The organism is Kribbella sp. NPDC003557, from assembly GCF_040610805.1.
Lineage (GTDB): Bacteria > Actinomycetota > Actinomycetes > Propionibacteriales > Kribbellaceae > Kribbella.
The window spans coordinates 158,104-180,228 of record NZ_JBEXMY010000008.1; the positions used below are offsets into that span (position 1 = coordinate 158,104).

At 67.0% G+C, this 22,125-nt stretch carries 14 protein-coding genes; 8 read left to right on the top strand and 6 right to left on the bottom strand.

Annotation, left to right across the window (positions count from 1 at the left end; genetic code table 11):
• Positions 1–202: 202 nt before the first annotated feature.
• Positions 203–847, bottom strand: a complete 645-nt coding sequence (locus ABZW60_RS32285) for an ACT domain-containing protein (protein ID WP_355483296.1) — start codon at positions 845–847, stop codon at positions 203–205.
• A 212-nt stretch (positions 848–1,059) separates the two neighbouring features.
• Here ABZW60_RS32285 and gatC point away from each other — a divergent pair, with 212 nt between their 5' ends.
• Genes gatC through gatB form a run of 3 tightly spaced genes read left to right on the top strand, consistent with a single transcriptional unit; the run spans position 1,060 to position 4,357 of the window.
• On the top strand, positions 1,060–1,356 hold the full coding sequence (gene gatC, locus ABZW60_RS32290) for an Asp-tRNA(Asn)/Glu-tRNA(Gln) amidotransferase subunit GatC (protein ID WP_355483297.1): 297 nt from the start codon (positions 1,060–1,062) through the stop codon (positions 1,354–1,356).
• A 2-nt stretch (positions 1,357–1,358) separates the two neighbouring features.
• Positions 1,359–2,864, top strand: a complete 1,506-nt coding sequence (gatA, locus tag ABZW60_RS32295) for an Asp-tRNA(Asn)/Glu-tRNA(Gln) amidotransferase subunit GatA (protein ID WP_355483299.1) — start codon at positions 1,359–1,361, stop codon at positions 2,862–2,864.
• Positions 2,861–4,357, top strand: a complete 1,497-nt coding sequence (gatB, locus tag ABZW60_RS32300; protein ID WP_355483301.1) for an Asp-tRNA(Asn)/Glu-tRNA(Gln) amidotransferase subunit GatB — start codon at positions 2,861–2,863, stop codon at positions 4,355–4,357. Before gatA ends, gatB begins: the two co-directional genes overlap by 4 nt.
• Before the next feature lie 40 nt (positions 4,358–4,397).
• Here the strand turns inward: gatB and ABZW60_RS32305 are convergent, their stop codons facing one another.
• Complete coding sequence (locus ABZW60_RS32305) at positions 4,398–4,823, bottom strand: hypothetical protein (protein WP_355483303.1); 426 nt, start codon at positions 4,821–4,823, stop codon at positions 4,398–4,400.
• 171 nt (positions 4,824–4,994) lie between these two features.
• Positions 4,995–6,098: a PQQ-dependent sugar dehydrogenase gene (locus tag ABZW60_RS32310; protein ID WP_355483305.1), complete on the bottom strand. Its 1,104-nt coding sequence runs from the start codon at positions 6,096–6,098 to the stop codon at positions 4,995–4,997.
• Between the two features lie 325 nt (positions 6,099–6,423).
• On the opposite strand from ABZW60_RS32310, the gene ABZW60_RS32315 reads away from it, so the two are divergent.
• The 4 genes from ABZW60_RS32315 to ABZW60_RS32330 all read left to right on the top strand — a co-directional run bounded on the left by ABZW60_RS32315 (position 6,424) and on the right by ABZW60_RS32330 (position 17,440).
• Positions 6,424–9,081: a LamG-like jellyroll fold domain-containing protein gene (locus ABZW60_RS32315; protein ID WP_355483307.1), complete on the top strand. Its 2,658-nt coding sequence runs from the start codon at positions 6,424–6,426 to the stop codon at positions 9,079–9,081.
• 21 nt (positions 9,082–9,102) lie between these two features.
• The gene (locus ABZW60_RS32320) at positions 9,103–15,801 is read left to right on the top strand and encodes a polymorphic toxin-type HINT domain-containing protein (RefSeq protein ID WP_355483309.1); all 6,699 of its coding nucleotides are present in this window, start codon (positions 9,103–9,105) and stop codon (positions 15,799–15,801) included.
• A complete protein-coding gene (locus tag ABZW60_RS32325) occupies positions 15,798–16,151 on the top strand; it encodes a hypothetical protein (protein ID WP_355483311.1) in 354 nt (117 codons plus the stop codon). The genes ABZW60_RS32320 and ABZW60_RS32325 overlap by 4 nt, the downstream gene beginning before the upstream one ends.
• Before the next feature lie 1,097 nt (positions 16,152–17,248).
• Entirely contained in the window at positions 17,249–17,440 is a 192-nt protein-coding gene (locus ABZW60_RS32330; RefSeq protein WP_355483314.1) for a hypothetical protein, read from the top strand.
• Between the two features lie 2 nt (positions 17,441–17,442).
• On the opposite strand, the gene ABZW60_RS32335 is transcribed toward ABZW60_RS32330, so the two are convergent.
• From ABZW60_RS32335 to ABZW60_RS32345, 3 genes are all read right to left on the bottom strand, one after another.
• A complete protein-coding gene (locus ABZW60_RS32335) occupies positions 17,443–18,363 on the bottom strand; it encodes an LLM class flavin-dependent oxidoreductase (protein ID WP_355483315.1) in 921 nt (306 codons plus the stop codon).
• A gap of 70 nt (positions 18,364–18,433) precedes the next feature.
• Positions 18,434–19,717 carry a cyclopropane-fatty-acyl-phospholipid synthase family protein gene (locus ABZW60_RS32340; protein ID WP_355483317.1) on the bottom strand — a complete coding sequence of 428 codons (1,284 nt, stop codon included), beginning with the start codon at positions 19,715–19,717 and terminating at the stop codon, positions 18,434–18,436.
• Positions 19,714–21,093, bottom strand: coding sequence for an FAD-binding oxidoreductase (locus tag ABZW60_RS32345; RefSeq protein WP_355483319.1), 1,380 nt, complete (start codon positions 21,091–21,093; stop codon positions 19,714–19,716). The genes ABZW60_RS32340 and ABZW60_RS32345 overlap by 4 nt, the downstream gene beginning before the upstream one ends.
• Positions 21,094–21,170: 77 nt before the next feature.
• Between ABZW60_RS32345 and ABZW60_RS32350 the strand changes: the two genes are divergently transcribed.
• Complete coding sequence (locus tag ABZW60_RS32350; RefSeq protein WP_355483321.1) at positions 21,171–22,103, top strand: 2-hydroxyacid dehydrogenase; 933 nt, start codon at positions 21,171–21,173, stop codon at positions 22,101–22,103.
• The last annotated feature ends 22 nt before the right edge of the window (positions 22,104–22,125 follow it).

A 22,125-nucleotide genomic window follows, 5' to 3' on the forward strand; every position in this document is an offset into this window, starting at 1 on the left:
GCGTACGTCGCCGTGCGTGCGTCAGCGTCCGAGCGGATATCCACTGCAATTGGGGGTTCTTGGCTGGTGTGAGCGGGGAGAACCCCCAATTCGAGGGGCTAACCCCTCGAATTGCAGCCCGCAGCCCGCAGCCGCAGCCCGCAGCCGCAGCCCGCAGCCGCAGCCCGCGGAGCGCCGACCGGCGGCGGGGCCTGGGTGTGAGTCAGGATGTGGCGCGGATGGTGACGGCCAGGGAGGCCAGGTAGGACAGGCGGGCGACCTCGGAGCCGAGGAACTCGGGGCCGCCGCGGCGGCCGATCACCAGGATGCGCCGGTCGGACTCCAGCGGCGCGGCGACCAGGACCGACTCGGCGAGGCCCTTGTGGTCCGGCGCCTCCAGCGTGGTCGCCTTCTCCATCGGGAGCCAGCCGCCGGTCACGTCGCCGAACTCCGGCGTCGCGCTCGTCTCCAGCGCGACCTTCACCTCGCTGCCGGTGCCGTCGAGCAGCGCCGCCCAGTCCGCGTGCAGCACGGCCGGTGACTGCTCGACCAGGATGTCGATCGCGTCCGCCGGCGCCGACGTCATCTGCTCGACCGCTTCCAGGTCCATGTGCAGCCCGCCGCCCGCGCCATACCGCGAGAACCAGATGACCTCGACGTCCGGCACGCTGTTGCAGGCCGACACCAGCCGGTCCGGGAGCACTCCCGGTGGCAGGTCGACCACGATGTCGTCGACGGCGGTGCCGTTCTCCCGCCGGTGCTCGACGATCTCGATCGCGTGGATGTCGGCGTTCACCTCACCGAGGGCCGTCGCGACGGTGCCGAGCGAACCGGGTCGGTCCGGGATGATCAAGCGCAGCAGGAACACCGAACGATCATCTCCCAGCCGATCACCATGCGCGTAACGCCTTGTCGCCGCCCATGTTACAGAGCGGTAGGTGAAGACACGCCCGCCCATCTCATCCTGCCGTTGTTCACAGCCCGGGGGATGTGAAATGCGGCCGTCATACAGCGCCCACTAAGCTGAGGCGGGTCATGTGTCTACATGGCTCACAGCTACTGCACGCATTGGATCAGTTCATGCCATCGATTACCCGCGAAGAGGTCGCGCACCTGGCGCGACTGGCGCGGATCGAGCTCACCGACGACGAGCTCGACCACCTCGCGCCGCAGCTCGACCAGATCATCACCCTGGTCGGGCAGGTCAGCCAGGTGGCGGCGGACGACATCCCGCCGACCTCGCACGCCCTGCCGCTGACCAACGTGATGCGCCCGGACGAGAACGTCCCGTGCCTCACGCCCGAGCAGGCGCTGTCCGGCGCGCCGGCCGCGGAGGACCAGCGCTTCCGGGTGCCGCGGATCCTGGAGGAGGACTGACGATGAGCGATCTCACCAGGAAGACCGCGGCGGAGCTGTCCGAGCTGATGACGTCCGGGCAGGCGAGCTCGGTGGAGATCACCCAGGCCCACCTCGACCGGATCGCCGCCGTCGACGGTGCCGTGCACGCGTTCCTGCACGTCGACACCGACGGCGCGCTGGCGCAGGCGAAGGCGGTCGACGACCGGCGGGCCGCGGGCGAGCAGCTGTCCCCGCTGGCGGGCGTGCCGCTGGCGCTGAAGGACGTGCTCACCCAGGAGGGTGTGCCGACCACGGCCGGCTCGAAGATCCTCGAGGGCTGGAAGCCGCCGTACGACTCGACGGTCGTGAAGCGGCTGAAGGACGCCGGGATCGTGATCCTCGGCAAGACCAACATGGACGAGTTCGCGATGGGCTCCTCCACCGAGAACTCGGCGTACGGCACCACCCACAACCCGTGGGACCTGGGCCGGATCCCGGGCGGCTCCGGCGGCGGTTCGTCCGCGGCCATCTCGGCGTACGAGGCGCCGCTCGCGATCGGCACCGACACCGGCGGCTCGATCCGGCAGCCCGGCGCCTTCACCGGCACGGTCGGGGTCAAGCCGACGTACGGCGGCACCTCGCGGTACGGGCTGATCGCGCTGGCCTCCTCGCTGGACACACCCGGCCCGTGTGCGCGGACGACGCTCGACGCGGCGCTGCTGCACGAGGTGATCGCCGGCTGGGACCCGATGGACTCCACGTCGATCAACCAGGACGTCCCGCCGGTGGTCGAGGCGGCGCGCAACGGTGACGTCGCCGGTCTGCGGATCGGTGTCGTGAAGGAGCTCGGCGGCGAGGGCTACCAGCCCGGTGTCGAGGCCCGCTTCCACGAGGCGGTCGAGCTGCTCACCAAGCTCGGCGCCGAGGTGGTCGAGGTCTCCTGCCCGCACTTCCAGTACGCGCTCCCGGCGTACTACCTGATCCTGCCGAGCGAGGCCTCGTCCAACCTGGCCAAGTTCGACGCGATGCGGTACGGCCTGCGCGTCGGCGACGACGGCGAGAACAGCGCGGAGAAGGTGATGAGCCTGACCCGCGAGGCCGGCTTCGGCGCCGAGGTCAAGCGCCGCATCATGCTCGGCACGCACGCCCTGTCCAGCGGGTACTACGACGCGTACTACGGCCAGGCGCAGAAGGTGCGGACGCTGATCGCCCGCGACTTCGCCAGTGCCTACGAGCAGGTCGACGTGCTGGTCTCGCCGGCCACGCCGACGACCGCGTTCGCGATCGGCGACCGGATCGACGACCCGATCGCGATGTACAAGAACGACCTGTGCACGATCCCGTCCAACCTGGCCGGCAACGCGGCCGCGTCGTTCCCGTGCGGTCTCGCCGACGAGGACGGCCTGCCGGTCGGCTTCCACGTGATGGCGCCGGTGATGCGCGACGACCTGCTCTACACGGTCGGCGCCGCGCTGGAGTCCGCGCTGGCCGAGCAGTGGGGCGGCGTCCTGATGACCAAGGCTCCGGAGCTGGAGGTGACCCGATGACTGCCGAGGTCCTCGAAATCGACGACGCGCTGGCGCAGTACGACCCGGTGATGGGCCTCGAGGTCCACGTCGAGCTGAACACGAAGTCGAAGATGTTCTGCGGCTGCCCGACCGAGTTCGGCGCGCCGCCGAACACTCAGACCTGCCCGGTCTGCCTCGGCCTGCCCGGCGCTCTGCCGGTGGTGAACGCCAAGGCGGTCGAGTCCGCGATCAAGATCGGTCTCGCGCTGAACTGCGAGATCGCCGAGTGGTGCCGGTTCGCCCGGAAGAACTACTTCTACCCGGACATGCCGAAGAACTTCCAGACCTCGCAGTACGACGAGCCGATCGCGTTCAACGGCTGGACCGAGGTCGTCGTCGACGGCGAGACGTACCGGATCGAGATCGAGCGCGCGCACATGGAGGAGGACACCGGCAAGTCCACCCACATCGGCGGCGCGACCGGCCGGATCCACGGCGCCTCGCACTCGCTGGTCGACTACAACCGGGCCGGCATCCCGCTGATCGAGATCGTCACCAAGACGATCGAGGTCCCGCCGGCGAAGGCAGCCGCGGTCGCCCGGGCGTATGTGAGCATGCTGCGCGACCTGCTGCTGTCGCTGGACGTGTCGGACGTCCGGATGGACCAGGGCTCGCTGCGTTGCGACGCGAACGTCTCGCTGAAGCCGCACGGTTCCACTGCTCTGGGCACGCGGACCGAGACCAAGAACGTGAACTCGTTCCGTTCGGTCGAGCGCGCGATCACCTACGAGATCACCCGGCAGGCGGCGATCCTGTCGTCCGGCGGCAAGATCCTGCAGGAGACCCGGCACTGGCACGAGGACACCGGCATCACCACGTCCGGCCGGGAGAAGTCCGACGCGGACGACTACCGGTACTTCCCGGAGCCCGACCTGGTCCCGGTCGCGCCGTCGCGCGAGTGGGTCGAGGAGCTGCGCGGGACGCTGCCGGAGGCGCCTTCGGTACGGCGTGCGCGGCTGCAGGAGGACTGGGGTTTCACCGATCTCGAGATGCGCGACGTCGTCAACGGCAACGCGCTGGAGCCGATCGTCGCGACGATCGAGCTCGGCGTCACACCGGCGGCCGCGAAGAAGTGGTGGCTGGGCGAGCTGGCCCGCTCGGCGAACGAGTCGGGCCAGGAGCTCGACGCGCTCGGCGTCGGCCCGGCCGAGGTCGCCGAGGTGCAGAAGCTCGTCGACGACGGCACGCTGAACGACAAGCTCGCCCGGCAGGTCTTCGAGGGCCTGCTCGCCGGTGAGGGCACGCCGGCCGAGATCATCGAGAAGCGCGGCCTGGCCCTGGTCTCCGACGACTCGGCCCTCCTCGAGGCCATCGACCGCGCGATCGCGGCCAACCCCGACGTCGTCGAAAAGGTCAACTCCGGCAAACCAGCCGCCGCCGGCGCCCTGATCGGCGCCGTCATGAAGGACATGCGAGGCCAGGCCGACGCCGCCAAGGTCCGCCAACTCCTCAACGAAAAACTCGGGATCTGATCCGATCGAGGGGGTGCAGGTCCCTGCACCCCCTCGACGGTCAGGCCGCGTTCTTCTGCTGTGGCTGTGGCGCGTCGGCGATGACCTCGCGCTCGACACGGCCGTCGTCCACGTCGGCGGCGTCGGCGAGCAGGGTCTGGGCGACTGACAGTTCCTCGGTCGTGCAGCGGACCTCGTAGCGGGTCGGCAGGATCTCGGTCGTGACGGCTTCCGGGCGATTACGGACCAGCCCGCGGAACAGACCTCCGAGCGCTCCGACGAGTCCGCCGTACACGAAGCCCCACATCACAACAGCCAGACCATTCAGAGTGGTCTCGGCGACCAGGGTGACGAAGACCGCCGCGAGTACGCCGAGAAGCGCGCCCTGCGCGGCGCTGACGAGGGTGAGCCTCACGGCCGGGACTGTTCTGCGTCTGGTGGCCTGCCGGAGTCCGGCGCCGACGATCTCCAGGTTCGCCGCTGTCATCCCGTAGCTTCTCAAGTACTCGACTGTTCGCTGAGCATCGTCGAATCTGCTCACCGATGCGATCACGCTGCTGGGGACGCCAGACGCCTGGCCGGTCGGCATACCGATCTCCTCCTCAGGTCGTTTCCTCAACAAGTACCAGACGACCGAAGACCTGAAACGGTTGACTTTTCAGGAGGTGCTGATCGTCACGCGCAGGATCCGGTCGTCGCCGTCGCGGGTGTCGCCGCGGCCGTCGGTGTTCGACGTGGTCACCCACAACGAGCCGTCCGGCGCGGCCTCGACCGTGCGCAGACGCCCGTACTGGTTGGTGAAGAACGCCTGCGGCTCACCGACCCGCTTCCCGCCCGCGACCGGGATCGCCCAGAGCCTCTGACCGCGGAGCGACGCCATGAAGACATGTCCCTTGGCGAACGCGATAGCCGACGGTGACGCGTCGGCCGTGTGCCACTGCGCGATCGGGTCGGTCATACCGTCGAGCCGGCTGATGCCCTCCGCGGCCGGCCAGCCGTAGTTCGATCCGGGGGTGATCGCGTTCAGCTCGTCCCAGGTGTTCTGCCCGAATTCCGCGGCGTACAACTGGTCGCCGTCGAACGCGAGCCCCTGCACGTTGCGGTGCCCCTTGGTGATCCACACCCGCCCGTCCGGGTTGCCCGGCGCGGCCTTGCCCTCGGTGGTGATCCGCAGGATCTTGCCGCCGAGCGAGTTGTCGTCCTGCGAGTTCGGCCGGTCCGACCCGTCCCCGGTCCCGGCGTACAGGAATCCGTCCGGCCCGAACCGCAACCGCCCGCCGTTGTGGATCGCCGCGGCCGGAATCCCCTCGAGAATCACCTGCTGGTCCGACAGCTTCCCGTCCTGGTAGGTGATCCGCGCGATCCGGTTGTCGTCGCCGCCGGAGTAGTAGGCGTAGATGTACGGCTTCCCCGGATACCCCGGATCCACCGCCAGTCCCAGCAATCCACCCTCGGACGAGGGATTCACATCCTCCACCTCGCCGACCTCACCGACCTGCCCGTCAGCGATCCGCTTGACCTTCGCCGAGTCCCGCTCCGCCACCAACGCACTCTTGTCCGGCAGGAACGCGAGGCCCCACGGCACCTCGATCCCGGTCGCCACCGTCGACGCCACCGTCAGCTTCACCGCCGCCGCACCGGCCGCCGTTCCCGCACTGGCCGGCACCGACGCCGTCGCAGTACCGGACCCCGACGGCGAGTCGTCCGAACACCCCGAAACCAACGCCAACGCCGCCACCACCACCACAGCCCGACCCCGCACGCCCGTCTCCTCCGTTAGCCCTGCCCTCCAAGCTAGCGACCGACACGAGCCCTCACGGCAGCACAACCCGAGTCGCAACCAATTCGAGCTTCGCAGAAATGTGATGCACGTCATCACCCGGCGGCCGGGCATCCGAAACTGTATGGCTCGTTTGTATGAGTTGTACCTGCCGATCACAGTGTGCGACCCCTAGGATCCACTCCGCATCTATGGCTCGGGGGAGTCGAAGAGCGGTGGGGCGATGTATCGGTGTGGTCTGCCCAGTGGGCGCATGACAAGGACGCGCGGTCCTGTCGCAGTTGTTTGCACCTTGGCGATCGGCGTCATGGCGTGGCTGGTCGCTGGGCCGGCCGAGGCTCGACCGGCCACGGTCGCGGCAGCGGGCGGCGCGACCAAAGACTCTCCGTCGCAGCAGGCGACGGCGACCGGCGAGCGGGTCGAGGTGCTGCAGAAACGCACCGAGACCTCACAGGTCTTCGCGAACCCCGATGGCACCTACACGCTGGAGCAGAGCAATGTTCCGGTCCGCGCCAAGCGAGGCGACCAGTGGTTTGCCATCGACACCACGCTGGAGCACAGCGGTGACGGGCGGATCCGGCCCAAGGCCACCGCACTCGATCTGAGCTTGTCCGGCGGTGGAACCGATCCGCTCATCGTCGTGAAGTCCGACGGCCACGAGCTGAAGCTGAGCTGGCCCGGTGCGCTGCCCGCACCGACAATCGCCGAGGACAGCGTGACCTACGCGAACGTGTTCCCGGACGTCGACCTCAAGATCTCGGCATCGGCCGACTCCTACAACGAGGTCCTGGTCGTGAAGACACCCGCGGCCGCGCGTCTCCCGGAGTTGCAGGATCTCGACCTGGAGATCGAGGCCGGTGACCTGACGGTCGCCAAGGCGCCGGGTGGAGTGATCGAGGCGAAGGACGACCTGGGACAGGTCGTGTTCACCGGGCCGCAGCCGATGATGTGGGATTCCCGGGGCGAGGCTCAGGCGCCCACGGACGACGACCGGACCGAGGCACCGCTCGAAGGTGACAAGGTCGTCCAGGTTCCGGTGTCGGTCACTCAGGACACGCTGTCGATCAGTCCGGCGGCCAGCCTGATCAACGATGCCGCTACGGAGTACCCCTTGCACATCGATCCGGCGCTCTCTTCCACCCAGAGTGGCCGGGCGATGATGAACGAGCACTATCCGAGCACGTCGTCATGGAACTGGGTGGGCCCGGAAGGTGTCGGGTACCAATCGTTCGAGCCGTGGAGCCGCAAGCGCCTCATCTACAAGATGGGCATCTCAGGACTCGCCGGGACGCACATCCTGGCCGCGGAGTTCAAGGCGTACGAGACCTGGGCGGCGAGCTGCACCAAGAAAGAGGTCCAGGTCTGGAAGACCGCCGCGATCAACACCGAAGTCAACTGGAGCAACGGCTCCGGCTCGAACGTCTGGCTCAAGAAGGTTGCCTCGGTCACCGATGCGGTCGGCCGCGACGAATGCACACCGAACGGCAAGTGGCTCGAGTTCAACGTTCTGTCCGCCGTCGCCGAGCAGGCCGCGGCTCGCAGCTCGTGGGTCCACCTCGGTCTCCGCGCCGCCAGTGAGACCGACTCGATGGCCTGGAAGCGATTCCGCTCCGACGGCTTTCTCAGCATCACCTACAACCGGATTCCGGTGCTTGCGAACCCGCACACGACGGATCCGGCGATGGGCTGTCCGAGCTCCTCCAATCCCGGCCGGATCAACCAGCTGAGCCCGGTACCGTGGATCACCGTCCTGGACGCCGACCGCACGTCGACGCAGGTGGGGTTCGAGTTCTGGATCAACAACAAGCCGGAGCCCGCCTTCACCGGAGTCAGTGCCGTCAAACTCAGCGGGAGCACGGTCGAGTTCTCCCCGCAGGCCGATGTGACCAATCTGTACCAGGGCGTGCTGATCGGCTGGCGGGCCAGGGCCTGGGACGGTGTGGACTACTCGGCCTGGTCGCCGATGTGCTGGTTCGTGATCGACACGACCAAACCGCCGGTGCCCGAGGTCGAGATCACGTCCGGGAACGTCGTGTACTCGCTGGGACAGCGGATCGACGTGCACATCAAGGCCACGTCGGCCGATCAGAACTACTTCCGCTACACCATCGACACCTTGGACCCGACCAGCGCGAACCTCCCGGTGAGTCCCGGAACGTTCAGCTTCACGGCGGCCAAGCCTGGTCCGGCCGTGATCCGTGCCTGGGCCTATGACCGTACCGGGAACCGGAGCGCAGACTACGGGCAGGCGATCGTGAAGATCCGGACCGGTGATCCAGCGGGCCTGTGGCACATGGACGAAGGTGCCGGGACGATCTTGCTGGACGTCGGCGCGGCGGGACGGAACGCGACGATGAGCGCGACGGCGGGCTGGGCGGCCGGTGATCGCTTCGATCCGACCTCCGAGCAGAAGGACTGGTCGGTCGACCTGCCGGGCAACGGGTTTGCCTCACCGACGCAGAACGACATCCTGGACACAACCCGAAGCTTCAGCGCGAGTGTCCGCGTCAAGCTCTCGAACAAGCCGGGCCGTCAGATCGCGATCAGCGAGGACCGGACCGGCACGAGTGGATTCACTCTCGGGGTGCTGAGCCAGAACCTCGCCGATCCAGGCGAGCCGAAGGCCACCTGGGCATTCACGATGGCTGACCCGGACGGCTCGGGCGAGATCACCGCCGTTTCTGAGGAGTTGCCGTACCTGGCCGGTGAATGGGTCTATCTGACCGGCGTGTACGACTCCACCAACCAGACGATGGCGCTGTACGTGAACGACGAGACGTACGTCAAGGCCGGCCTGCCGTTCACCATGCTCGACGGTGACGGGGCTCTGCGCTTGGGGACCGGCATGTCCGGCGGCACCTCCCTTCCCGTCCAGGGCCAGATCGACGACGCCCGGATTTACCCCGGCCCGATCGACGAAAGCACAGTCCTGACCGACATGGCTGACTCCAGCCCGACCAGTTGAGACGAGAAGGCGAGCCAGCGAATGCGATACCTGATTGTCAAGCGGAGCCGGTCCGCGCTCGTGGCGCTGATCAGCCTGAGTCTGGTGGCCGGCACGGCCAACTTCGTCCCCGAGGCGAGGGCCGCCAAGCCCAGTCGACCCGCTCCGGCTGTTCAGCAGGAGAAGCCGACGCCCGGGAAAGAAGTTCGGCCCACGCCGGTGGCCGACCGCGCGATCGAGCAGGCCGCCGCGGCCGAGGTCGCGCCCGCCGAACCGATCTGGCCGACCACCTCGACGACGGTGACGACGGCCGGAGCGACGCCGAACGCCAACCCGGTCTCCATCGAGCCGGTGCAGGCTCCCCGGGGCGCGTCGTATCCGGCGCCGACGGTCCAGGTCGACGTCCTGGGGCAGTCCGACAGCGCGCGCCTGGGCGTGGCCGGCGTCGTACTGCGGCTCAGCCGGACCGACGTCCAGGCACAGGCGACGAAGGTCAAGGTCAAGGTCGCCTATGACAAGTTCGCGACCGCTTTTGGTGGCGATTGGGCAACTCGGCTCCGGCTCACCGAGCTGACCTGCGATGTCGGGGGTTGTCACCAGAGCCGGGTACTGCCCGACTCGCGCAACGACCTGCAGAGCAAGACAGTGACGGCCGAGCTCGACCTACCGGAACGGCTCGCAGGTCCGCGCGCGATGGACGCCGGGTTCACAACCCTGGCCTTGACCGCGGGAGTTTCCGGCTCGGCCGGTTCGTACGCGGCGACCTCGCTCTCGCCTTCGTCGGTCTGGAACGTCGGTTCACAGACGGGGGACTTCACGTGGAACTACCCGCTTCGCGTCCCACCGGGGACTGCTGGTCCGAAGCCGGAGCTCTCCATCGCGTACAGCTCGGGCTCGGTCGACGGGCAGGTTGCCTCGACCAACAATCAGACGTCGTGGGTCGGTCAGGGACACGCGCTCGAGCCCGGTTTCATCGAGCGGAAGTACGTTTCCTGCGCTGACGACATGGCGGGCAGCAACACCACGGTGAAGACCGGTGACCTGTGCTGGAAAACGGACAACGCCGTCCTGTCCCTGGGCGGTCACTCCGGTGAGCTGATCAAGATCAGCACCGACGCCACGAACAAGATCGACACGTTCAAGCTCAAGAACGACGACGGGACGCAGGTCCAGCGCCGCTACGGTGCGACGAACGGCGCCCGCGAGGGCGAGTACTGGATCGTCACCACGACCGACGGCACGAAGTACTACTTCGGCATCAATCCGTCGCTGCCGGGATCCAACCGTGCGAACTCGGTCAATACAGTGCCCGTGTTCGGTAACCAGGCCGGCGAGCCTTGCCATACCTCTGCATTCGCGACGTCGTACTGCACGCAGGCGTGGCGCTGGAACGTCGATCGAGTCGTTGACCTGAGCAACAACCTGATGAGCTACTGGTACGTCCAGGAGAACAACTACTACGGCCGGAACAACAACACCGGCGTCTCCTTGTACCAGCGAGCGAGCTATCCTTGGATCATCGACTACGGCAAGGTCGCCGGCCCGAACGAAACCACTTCGGCCGCGGCTGTCCGGGTCTGGTTCACGGTAGGGGAGCGCTGCGTGCCAAGTGGCACCGTGACCTGTGACCCCGCCCAGTTGACCGCCGCCAACGCGTCGAATTGGCCGGACACACCGTTCGACCAGATCTGCACGTCGTCGACCTCGTGCCCGAACCGGACCTCGCCGTCGTTCTTCACCCGTAAGCGACTCGCGACGATCAACACGGGGGTCCTCAAAGGCAGCGGCTACTCCGCAGTGGACACCTGGACACTGACCCAGGACTACCCGACGTCGGGCGACACGAACCGGTCCCTGTTCCTGCGCAGCATCACCCACCAGGGCAAGGTCGGTGGCGCGCTGACGAATCCGGCCGTCACCTTCGCCCAGGTCGACAAGCCGAACCGGGTGGATGCGATCGGCGACGGTGCGCCGGCAATGTACAAGTTCCGTGTCGGGTCGATCACGTCCGAGTCCGGCCAGATCACCAACGTCAACTACAGCGCCGCCGACTGTACGCCGACGTCGAAGCCGGCCAATCCGGCCACCAGCACCCGGCGCTGTTTCCCGGTCTACTGGACGATCGACGGCGGCACCGAGCCGACGATGCATTGGTTCCACAAGTACGTGGTGACGAGTGTGGTCGTCGACGACGGCAGCGGCGGCGGGCCTGATCAGAGCACGACATACGACTACCTCGGGACCCCGGCCTGGCATTTCGACGACAACGAGCTCACGCTGCCCAAGTACCGGACCTGGAGTGACTGGCGGGGATACGGCAAGGTCGACGTGAAGGTCGGCCCGACCGGCAACCAGTCACGGACGCAGTACACCTTCTTCCGCGGCATGCATGACGACTATCTCGACAAGGCCGGCACCACTCGGAAGACGTCGATCGTCACGGACAGCCAGGGCGACACGGTCGAGGATGCCAACCGGTACAACGGCTACGTCCGAGAGCAGATCGCCTACGACGGGGCGAGCGGCCCGGAGGTGACGGGGACCATCAACATGCCGTGGGTGAAGGCAACCGGCTCGGCGGGCGGCGAAACCTCCATGCTGCTGCGGACGGCGTCATCGACGACCAGGACGCGTTTGAGCAGCGGTTCCTATCGATTGGCCGGAACCAGCACGTCCTTCGACGATCTCGGCATGCCGACAGCAGTCGACGATCACGGCGACCTGGCAACGAACGCAGATGACCGCTGCACCAGATACACGTACAACCGCAACGCGGGGATCTGGTTGCTGGACTCGGTGAGCCGGGAACAGCAGGCCTCGCTCCGGTGCTCGGTGGAGCCAAGTCAGGCCGATCAGATCATCTCCGACCTGAGGACGTACTTCGACGACAGCACGAGTTTGACGGCGGCGCCTGTTCGCGGTCTGATCACCAAGGTCGAGTCCCTGGACGACACCGAGTCCGGCCCGGCCTACGTCCAGCGTTCGCGGACCGTCTACGATTCGCTCGGCCGGGTCCTCGAGACCTACGACGGGCTGAACCGGCGGACGAGCAAGGTCACCTTCACGCCGGCGACCGGCGGGCCGGTGACAGGCACCGCGACCGAAGACGCGAAGGGCTTCGTCAGCTCCAGCATCATCGACCCGTCCTGGGGTGCGACGGTCGCCGAGGTCGACCCGAACGGCCGGCGGACCGACCTCACTTACGACGCCTTCGGTCGGTTGACAGGTGTCTGGCTGCCGAACCGTTCCAAGGCCGGCGGCGCGACCGCGTCGATGATCTTCAGCTATCTGGTGTCGAAGACCGCGCCGAACGTCGTCGCGACCCAGGAACTGAAACCGGACGGCACATACAAGATCAGCAGGACCCTCCTGGACGGGCTCCTGCGCCGCCGCCAGGTCCAGACCCCCGGCGCGAACGGCGGACGCGTCATCGCGGACACCACGTACGATGCCCGCGGCAACGTCGCCACCGAGGAAGGCCCGTACTTCGACAACACCTCGGTGCCGACGAACACGCTCTTCGACGCCGACGAACCGAACCTTCCGGCGCGGCAGATCTACACCTACGACGGCGCCAACCGGGTCATCGCGAGCGCGTTCGTCTCGCAGGCGACGGAGAAGTGGCGTACGCAGACGGTGTATGGCGGCAACGCGGTTGCCACCATCCCGCCGGAAGGTGGGACCACCACGATCCAGATGCTCGACGCCCGCGGCAAGGCGACTGAGCTCCGGCAGTTCCATGGCCGCGCCGCCGGAGGGGAGTACGACTCGACGAAGTACGAGTACACCCCGGACAACCAGTTGGCGAGCGTGACCAACCCGTCCGGCAGCGTCTGGCAGTACACGTACGACCGCCGCGGCCGGCAGATCAGCGTGAACGACCCCGACAAGGGGACGACGACGTCGTCGTACGACGCGGCAGACCGATTGACCTCGACGAAGGACGCGCGCGGTCAGGAGCTGTTTTTCTCGTACGACGAGCTGGACCGGAAGACCGCCGTACGCAGTGGGTCTGCGGCCGGCCCGACGCTTGCCAGCTGGCTGTACGACACACTCGGCAAAGGTCTGCTGACCTCGTCGACACGGACGGTGGACGGCAACAACTACGTCTCCGCGATCACTGGTTACGACGCGATGGATCGGCCGACCGGGAGCCAGGTCACGATCCCGGCCTCCGAAGGGAAACTGGCCGGTACCTACACGAGCTCCACGAGCTACAACCCGGACGGGACGGTGCGTAAAGCCGTTCTGCCGTCAACGCCAGGGCTGCCGGACGAGTCGATCGACCTGTACTACGACGACGCCGGCTATCTGAAGGCGATGCTGGGCTGGCAGGCGTACGTCAGCGGGACCAAACGCGGCAACTACGGTGAGCCGCTCCAGTACCACATGGGCCAGAAGACAGGGCTCGGCGTCTTCCAGTCGTTCGTCTACGAAGAGGGCAGCCGTCGGCTGACTCAGATGAAGGTCGACCGCGAGGCCGTTCTCGAGACCGACGACACCTTCGACTACGCGTACGACGACGCTGCCAATGTCACCTCGATCTCCCACAAGTACGGCACGTCGACGGACTTGCAGTGCTTCGGCCACGACTACTTGCGCCGGACGACCGAGGCTTGGACGCCGGCTACCACCTGCGGTGCAACTCGTTCGGCTGCTGCTCTTGGCGGACCTGCTCCCTACTGGCAGTCCTACACCTATGACGATGCCGGAGATCGCACGAAGCTGATCGACCACAGGCCGGCCGGCGACACGACAACCACTTACACGTATCCGGCAGCCGGCGCCGCGCGACCGCACGGCGTGACCGCCGTCAACTCGTCCGGCCCTTCCGGCACGTCGGTCGACAACTACGGCTACGACGCCGTCGGCAACATGTCCACCAGGACGGTCGGCGGTGATACCGACACGCTGACCTGGGATCCAGAGGGACACCTGGCGTCCGTCAGCGGCCCCGACGGCGACACGAGCTATGTATACGACGCCGACGGCAGCCGCCTCATCCGTCACGATCCCAAGGGGGCGACCCTTTACCTCGCCTCCGCCGAAGTCCGGTGGGACAAGGCAGCCGATTCGGTCAGCTCCACCCGCTACTACGACTTCGACGGCTCGACGGTCGCGATGCGCAACAACTCGCAGTCGGTCGAGTACCTGATCGCCGATCCCCAGGGCACCGCCACGGTCTCGGTCGACGGCCTCAGCGCGGTGGTCTCCCGCCGCAGCATGGATCCGTTCGGCAACTCGCGCGGTACCACATCGCCGACCTGGGAGCTGAACTCCAGGGGCTTCGTCAACGGCGTGGACGATCCATCGACCGGCCTCACCCATCTGGGTGCCCGCGAGTACGACCCGAAGCTGGGCCGGTTCATCAGCGTGGACCCATTGGTGGACGTCGCGGACCCGCAGACCCTGAACGGCTACCGGTACGGCAACAACAACCCATCGACGTTCAGCGATCCGGACGGCCTGATGGAGAAGGAGGAGAGCTACCACAACGGCGAGACAGCGGACTGGACCGACGAGGAGTTCCAGCACTGGCTCGACACCAAGGAAGAGCCCGACCGCACAGTCAAGAAGCGCGAAGAGCGCGAGCAGGTCCAGAAGATCACCAAGCACCGCGAGGCCAAGGAACAGGCCAAGAAGAAGATCAAGAAGGTCATCAAGGACCTGGTCAAGATCGTCGCCGACGAGCTAGGTGTCACCGACGCCCTGAACTGCTTCACGAACGGCGACGTCGGCGCCTGCGTAGCCACCGGCGTCACTGTCCTCTCCTCCTTCGCCGGCGGCATAGCCGGCAAACTCATCAGCAAGTACCTCCTCCACGCCAAGAGAGCCTGGAAACTCATAGGCCGCATCAAAGAACTCGTCGGCGAAGCCATCGACGGCATCAAGGGCCTTCGCAAAGCCGAAGACGAACTGAAGGCTGCCAGTTGTGTGGCCAACTCGTTCGTGCCAGGAACTCTCGTCCTCCTGGCGAACGGCACCCGAAAACCGATCGAGCAAGTCAAGCTCGGCGACAAAGTCCTCGCCACCGACCCGACGACAGGACTCTCCTCCGCGCAACCGGTCATACGGACCATCATCGGACATGGGACGAAAGACCTAGTAGACGTTCAGGTGGCGGCGTCGGGGTCGGGGGGTGTGACGAAATCCGGGATCGTCACGGCTACCGCCGGGCATCGGTTCTATCTGCCACTTCTGAACCGTTGGGTCGACGCAGGGGACCTCGTGGCGGGCGACCGCCTCGCTTCGGCCGGTTCTCATCAAGCCATGCGGGTCAGCGCCGTACGACGCTATGCACGTATTGCCACGGTCTACAACCTCACCGTTCAAAAGACCCACACGTACTACGTTGCTGCCGAGAGCAGTGGACCTGCGCTCGTACATAACTGCAAGTCTCGAGACCCCGCCACGGGAGGTCTGGACGATGCGGCATACGATCGACTCTCTGGCTCCCATGGATCCGATGTCGCAGAGGGAGTCGACTACCAGGTAAAACGGATGCATGACGGATCGGCTACGGCCGGCGACCATGAGATCCCTGGAATTGGTCATGACCCTGACGGATTGGGTGACTACTTCGGCTCCTGGCGAGGTCGGTTGACTCATACCGACTCGCAGACCGGAGCAAGAGTTGGCTATGACGGCTCGAAGGGCGTTCTGGTTGTCCAGAACTCGTATATGATCCACGGCTACAAGTTCAGTCCCAGTGCGTTCGCGAGTGGTAGGTACGTGGAATGAGGACAAATATCAGCGCGGCGCGGTCTGATGATCGTTATGTGCTCCGATTCACAGCCGCCCAGCGCTCGATGATGAAGTCGGTCGGCATTTTCGTTCGGGACCGCGCCGACGCGGTGGATTCGGTCGTCCGGTTCGGGGCCGAGTCGACTGTTGCGTCGAACATCATTGAGCGGACACAGTCGGACAATGCATTCACGCCGCAAGAAGCACATATACTGTTCAGCGTATTGGTGGGGACTGCCGTCATGATTCAGACTGAGGAGCAGTTCTATCTGCGATTGGGGTTCTTCCGTGAGCAGGCCATGGATCTCGCCAACTCGCTGGCTGCTGCGCTCTCGGATGCTGAATAGTCGATTCCGATCGCTCCGTCTCGGGTCGACCGGTCGGAGCAGAGAGGCGGTTTGGTGCCTTGGCGGAGTTCCACGCGTTGGTGATTCTCGAGAGGCGCGATGAGGTCACAGAAGAGGTCGCGCGCGAGGAAGGGGCGGTGACCTGCTGATGCCAGACTCTTCGCCGAGCGGTCCAGCGCTGCTGAGTTGGACGACAGCCTGTTCGGGTTGTGGTTGATACCCGAGAGCGACGCCTCAGTCCTCATGGAGGATTTTCGGCCGGACGAGCGGTGGCGCGAACGTCTGGCCCGGTCTCCAGTGGCGTGGGCTCGGCGAGATGCAGCGATCGTTGATCGCCTTCTGGCTCGCGAGCCATCAAGCCGCGAGCTCGTCGTGCGAACACTCGACTTCACCGACATCCCTTGGTGCCTGGAACGTCGGGCCATCTGACAGAAGGCCGGGTGGTCGTCGCGTTCACGTGCGCTTCGACGTGTCAGTCGGCGTCGGAGCAAGGCAAAGCAATCCTTTGGACGCGACTTCGTTGACCGGTGTGCAAGTCGCTCGCTCATAGTTCCGGGGAACAGCGACAGTGGCGCTCGGCAGGGCAACCAAGGCAGGAGTTCTCACGATGGCATCGTCGTTTGAGCGGCGCGAGTGGAGTGCTGAGCGCCTGAGAGTCATCCAGCACGGGACCGTCGCAGATGCGACGGATGCGTTGCGTGGCATCACCTACAACTCGACTGATCGCGAGTGGATTCAGGCTGTGTTGTCGAGTTGCACGACTGCCGAGTTCGTGCACGCCTCTCCGAACTGGCAACGGATCCCGTCCTCGTTGGCACGGCCGACGACGCGCTCGACGACATTTGCTCGTTCGTCGACTCGGTCGACGAGTCGCCGAAGGAACCACGGTAGGTGCGGAGCGTGAGGCTGAGTCTTTCGTTTCACGCGCCTTCGGGGAGATCAGCGATTGGATCCTCCGGTGGCATGAAACTGCGGAGTTCGGTGTCGTTGCTGAATACTTCTTTCCGGAGTACCGGGTTGCTCAGGTCGCCGGCGGTCCGGGCGGGGAGTTGTGGTTCAGTGCCGAGGTCGGGGCGACGACCCGGGATCGGAATGCGATGAGGTTCGGGCGCGAGCTGGTCGTCCGGGCCGCGGAGTCCCTCAGGGCCGATGCGTGGCAGGTGAACACGGTGAACGGCGTACGGTCCAGGGTCGACGCCTACCTGTACACCGACGGGGCCAGGCGTCTCCAGACTCTTGGTGTTGCGTCGTTGGGCGGGAGCGACTGGATCAGGTTCGAGCTGGACTGAGATCAGTCGGGCGGTAGGGCGCGACGTACAGCGGGCGCTACGCGTGATGCGAACAGCTTGAGGGACCGTACAGCTGCCTCGTGGGACATCTTCGGTACGCGTAGCCAGTGGGCGAACTGGGTGAAGTGGATTGCGGCGTGTAGGTGCAGGAGGCGAGCCGCTACGTCCTCTGGTGTGCCGACCAGATAGTTCTTGCGGTGGAGTGGGGCCAGTTCGGTGTTGCTGTAGGAGGCGATCTCACCTTCCAGGTAGGCGATGCCGGGGGAGGCGTCGGACCAGGCTCGGTCGGGGTCGTCGTCCACGTGCAGGATGCTGGTGCAGATGAGTGGGGTCGGCCCGGGGGCGACCTCGTCCAGCAACTGGCGGCGGGCGATGAGATCGGAGGGTGTGGCGCAGTAGACGATGATGCCGTCACCCAGGCGGGCGGCTCTGCGGAGGCCGGGGGCGGTTACGCCGGCGGTCCACACAGGGATGTGGCATTGCGGGCGTGGTGTGACGCCTAGGCGGCCGGACCAGGCGCCTCTGAGGACGGCGATGCCCTCTTCGAGCAGGGCGCCGCGGCGGCGGCGGTCGGCGCCGAAGGTGGTGAACTCTCGTTCGGCGTATCCCTGGCCGACGCCGAGTACGAATCGCCCGCCCGAGACCAGATCGCGTACGGCGGCGTCCTCGGCCACGCGCAGTGGGTGGTGCAAGGGCAACACGAGCACGTTGGTGCCAATCCGGATCCGGGAAGTCCGCGCGGCCAGCACGCCGGCCATCACCAGTGGCGACGGCAGCATGCCGTCAGGGGTCAGGTGGTGCTCGGGCAGCCAGGCTCCGTCGAAACTGAGCCGGTCGGCGAGCACCACCTCCTCGATTCGCTCCGCGGAGTACCCCGCTCCTTCCTCACGGACATCGACCAGAACCCCGAACTCGACAGTCACGCCTCCACCGTCACGCGCCCAGACCGCCCCGGTCCAATGCCAAATCCGCCCGGACTTGATGCAAAGGACGTCACCAGGTAGGTCGTAGCGGGAAGTGGGAGTTGCCGCGGTGGTCGGGTTTTGCGGCGAGGACCTGGTGGAGTTGGATCGTGTTGTGTTCGAAGCCGGCTCGGCTGGCGGCCAGGTAGAGGCCCCAGATCTTGGCGGTGGCGGGGCCGACCTCGGCGACGGCCTCGTCCCAGTGGGCGACGAGGTTCTCGTTCCAGGCGGTCAGCGTGAGGGCGTAGTGCTCGCGGAGGTTCTCCTCGTGGCGGACCTCGAAGCCGGCGTCCTGGGCCTCGGCGATGATGCGGCCGGAGCCGATCAGTTCGCCGTCGGGGAAGATGTAGCGGTCGATGAACGCGCCGGTGTTGCGGAACCGGTTGTCCGGCCTGGTGATGCAGTGGTTGAGCAGCCGGCCGCCCGGCTTCAGCCGGTCGTGCAGGAAGCCGAAGTACGACGGGTAGTTCCGGACGCCGATGTGCTCGGTCAGGCCGATCGAGCTGATCGCGTCGAAGTCGTACTCGGGGACGTCGCGGTAGTCCAGGAACCGCACCTCGGCGCGGTCCTCCAGCCCGTCCCGCTTGATCGCCTGGGCGGCCCACTCGGCCTGCGCGGCAGACAGTGTCACGCCGAGCGCGGTGACGCCGTACTCGCGGGCCGCGTGCCGGACCATGCCGCCCCACCCGCAACCGACGTCGAGCAGCCGCATGCCGGGCTTCAGGTCGAGCTTGCGCGCGACCAGGTCGTACTTCTCGTACTGCGCCTCTTCCAGTGAGGCGTCCGCGGTCGGGAACACCGCGCACGTGTACGTCATCGACGGACCGAGCACCCACTCGTAGAACGTGTTCGACACGTCGTAGTGGTGGTGGATCGCGGACTTGTCCCGCGCCTTGGAGTGCCGCAACCCCTCGAACGTCCGGCGCCACTTGGGCAGGTGTTCCTGCGGCGGGGGAGGCGGCGGCTTGAGGTGACTCCAGCCGAGGCTGCGCAGGATGCGGACGGCCTCGGCCGCCTTCGGCCGGTGGAAGTGGAACTGGTCGAGGATGAGCCGCATCAGGTCGTACGGGTTGCCCGGGTGGACGCCGGTGATCTCCAGGTCGCCCATCACGTACGCACGGACCATTCCGAGGTCGCCGGGCGCGGTCAGGATGTACGACAGCCCGCGCTCGTTGGCCAGATGCATGTGAATGGCCGAGTCCGAAGGGCCGGCCGCACTGCCGTCGTACGCCGAGAACCGGAACGGCAGGCCGTCCGGGATCACGGTCGTGAGGGCTTCGGCGATCGATACCTGCTGGGTCGCGAGCGTCGTCATCGGCGCGTCACCGCCTTTTCGTAGAGCCCGGTGAGCCGGGCGTCCGGGTCGTAGCGTTTCTTCACCTCGTCCAGCGCTGCGACGTTGTAGAGCCGGTCGAAGGTCTCACGGTCGTAATAGGCGTCCGAGTACAGCGACTTGTGGCCGCCGAAGTCGGTGACGGCCTGCTCGATCCGCCGGTTCACGTCGCCGTCGGCCGCGCCGGGCGCGATCGGGACGGTGCCCCAGAAGCCGACGTTGACGTACGTCTCGCCGGGCTTCAGCGGATACAGCGGCCAGGACGTCGAGCCGCGCAGCCGCAGCGGGCAGAGCCAGACCGGCCGCATCCCCACCTCGGCGTCGAACCAGCGCAGGAAGTCCGCCAACCGCGCCACCGGGATCTCCACGTCCTGCACCACGCGCTCGCGGTCCGGGTTGCCGCGGCGGCGGTTCAGCCGGGCGGCGACGTGGTGCCGGTTCTCGAAGCCGACGATCTTGTGGAACACGTCGCTGCGTCGCCAGCGACGAGGCCACAGCCGCCGTACGAGGGGTTTCTGCACGCCGAACGCCGCGGAGCACCAGAACCAGTCGGTGTCCCAGCGCCACAGGTAGTCGTGGGCGCTGAGGAAGTCCGTCTGCCGCTGCTGGATCGACCGGTAGTAGATCTGCTGACCTGTGTAGTCGCTCGCGCGGACGGCGGCGTCGCTGTTGCGGCCGAGCGTCAGGTACGCCTCGGACGGGCTGAACGCGACGCCGTCGACGAAGTGCACCGGCTCGCCGTCGTACGTGCCGGAGGCAACGATCTCGTCGACGGCCGGCGCCAGCGCGTCGAGACCGAGCCGGACGTGCCGGAGTGCGACGTACGGCGAGATGCGGTCGAGCTCGATCCGCAGCCGGGTCGCGTACCCGAGCGTGCCGTAGGAGTTCGGGAACATCCGGAACAGGTCGGCGTGCTCGCCCTCGGGGCGCGCCGTGACCAGCGCGCCGGACCCGGTCAGCACGTCCAGCTCGAGCACCGACTCGTGCGGCAGCCCGGCACGGAACGACGACGACTCGATGCCGAGCCCGGTGACCGCGCCGCCGAGCGTGATGGTCTTCAGCTGCGGCACGACCATCGGCGTCAGGCCGTGCGGGAGCGTCGCCGCGACCAGGTCCTCGTACGTGCACATGCCCTGGACGTCGGCCGTGCGCGCGTCCGGGTCGACGCCGATCACGCCGGTCAGCTTCGACACGTCCAGCCCGGGACGGTCGACCGCGGTCCGCGGCCGGAACAGGTTGGAACTGCGCTTCGCCAGCCGGACGGGCTCGCCCGGCGGGATCAGTTCGTACGACGCCCGCAGCCGCCCGACGGCCTGATCGTGCGCGACCACCACCGCCCTGTCCGATGTCGAAGGCACCGATCCAGAGTACGACGACGGACGCGCTGCGGCACCGGAGTTCAAAACTGTCCACGAACCCGAGTAGGTTCGGGGTCATGGCTGACGTGGTGAAGGCATGGCTTCCGTGGGAGGACCCGGACAGGTTCCTCGGCGGGGTGCCCGGCGGGTTCGACGTGGACGTCTACTCCGGCGGCGAGCGGCCGAAGTCGCTCGACGAGGTGGAGTTCTACGTGCCCAGCTACATGGGCGGCGGCGACGTGTTCGACGTCGTCCGCGACATGCCGGCGCTGAAGGTCGTGCAGCTGCAGACGGCCGGGTTCGAGCACGTGCAGTCCCGGCTCGCCGACGGTGTCACCTTGTGCAACGCGCGGGGCGTCCACGACGCGTCCACGGCCGAGCTGGCGGTCGGCCTGATCCTGGCGTCGTACCGGAACCTGCCGCGTGCGGTCCGTGACCAGGAGCGCGAGGTCTGGCCGGGGTCGTACGACGAGGTCGACGACTCGCTCGCCGACCGCACGGTGCTGATCCTGGGGTACGGCGCGATCGGCGAGGCGCTCGAGCGGCGGCTGACCGGTTTCGAGTGCGACGTGATCCGGGTCGCGCGGCGGGCGCGGGACGGTGTGCACCCGATCGCGGAGTTGCCGGCGCTGTTGCCGCGCGCGGACGTCGTGGTGCTGCTGACGCCCGCGACGCCGGAGACCAAGCGGATGGTGGACGCGAAGTTCCTGGCGTCGATGAAGGACGGCGCGCTGCTGGTGAATGTGGCGCGCGGCATCGTCGTGGACACCGATGCCTTGCTCGCCGAGCTCGGGACGCGGCGGCTGCGGGCCGCGCTCGACGTGACCGATCCCGAGCCGTTGCCCGCCGGACATCCGCTGTGGTCTGCTCCGAACGTGCTGGTCAACCCGCACCGCGGCGGCGCCTCGACGGCGTTCGCGCCGCGGGTCGCGCGGCTGGTGCGGGCGCAGTTGCAGCGCTACGCGTCCGGGGAACCGTTGATCAATGTCGTGGCGGGGCCGCCACGCTAGGACACGCTAGGAGGAGGACGAC

Bases quoted from the DNA above. Each gene is read 5' to 3' on its own strand.
- gatC (WP_355483297.1), top strand. From the start codon at position 1,060: ATGCCATCGATTACCCGCGAAGAGGTCGCGCACCTGGCGCGACTGGCG.
- gatA (WP_355483299.1), top strand. From the start codon at position 1,359: ATGAGCGATCTCACCAGGAAGACCGCGGCGGAGCTGTCCGAGCTGATG.
- gatB (WP_355483301.1), top strand. From the start codon at position 2,861: ATGACTGCCGAGGTCCTCGAAATCGACGACGCGCTGGCGCAGTACGAC.
- ABZW60_RS32305 (WP_355483303.1), bottom strand. From the start codon at position 4,823: ATGACAGCGGCGAACCTGGAGATCGTCGGCGCCGGACTCCGGCAGGCC.
- ABZW60_RS32315 (WP_355483307.1), top strand. From the start codon at position 6,424: ATGGCGTGGCTGGTCGCTGGGCCGGCCGAGGCTCGACCGGCCACGGTC.
- ABZW60_RS32320 (WP_355483309.1), top strand. From the start codon at position 9,103: ATGCGATACCTGATTGTCAAGCGGAGCCGGTCCGCGCTCGTGGCGCTG.
- ABZW60_RS32325 (WP_355483311.1), top strand. From the start codon at position 15,798: ATGAGGACAAATATCAGCGCGGCGCGGTCTGATGATCGTTATGTGCTC.
- ABZW60_RS32330 (WP_355483314.1), top strand. From the start codon at position 17,249: ATGAGGTTCGGGCGCGAGCTGGTCGTCCGGGCCGCGGAGTCCCTCAGG.
- ABZW60_RS32340 (WP_355483317.1), bottom strand. From the start codon at position 19,717: ATGACGACGCTCGCGACCCAGCAGGTATCGATCGCCGAAGCCCTCACG.
- ABZW60_RS32350 (WP_355483321.1), top strand. From the start codon at position 21,171: ATGGCTGACGTGGTGAAGGCATGGCTTCCGTGGGAGGACCCGGACAGG.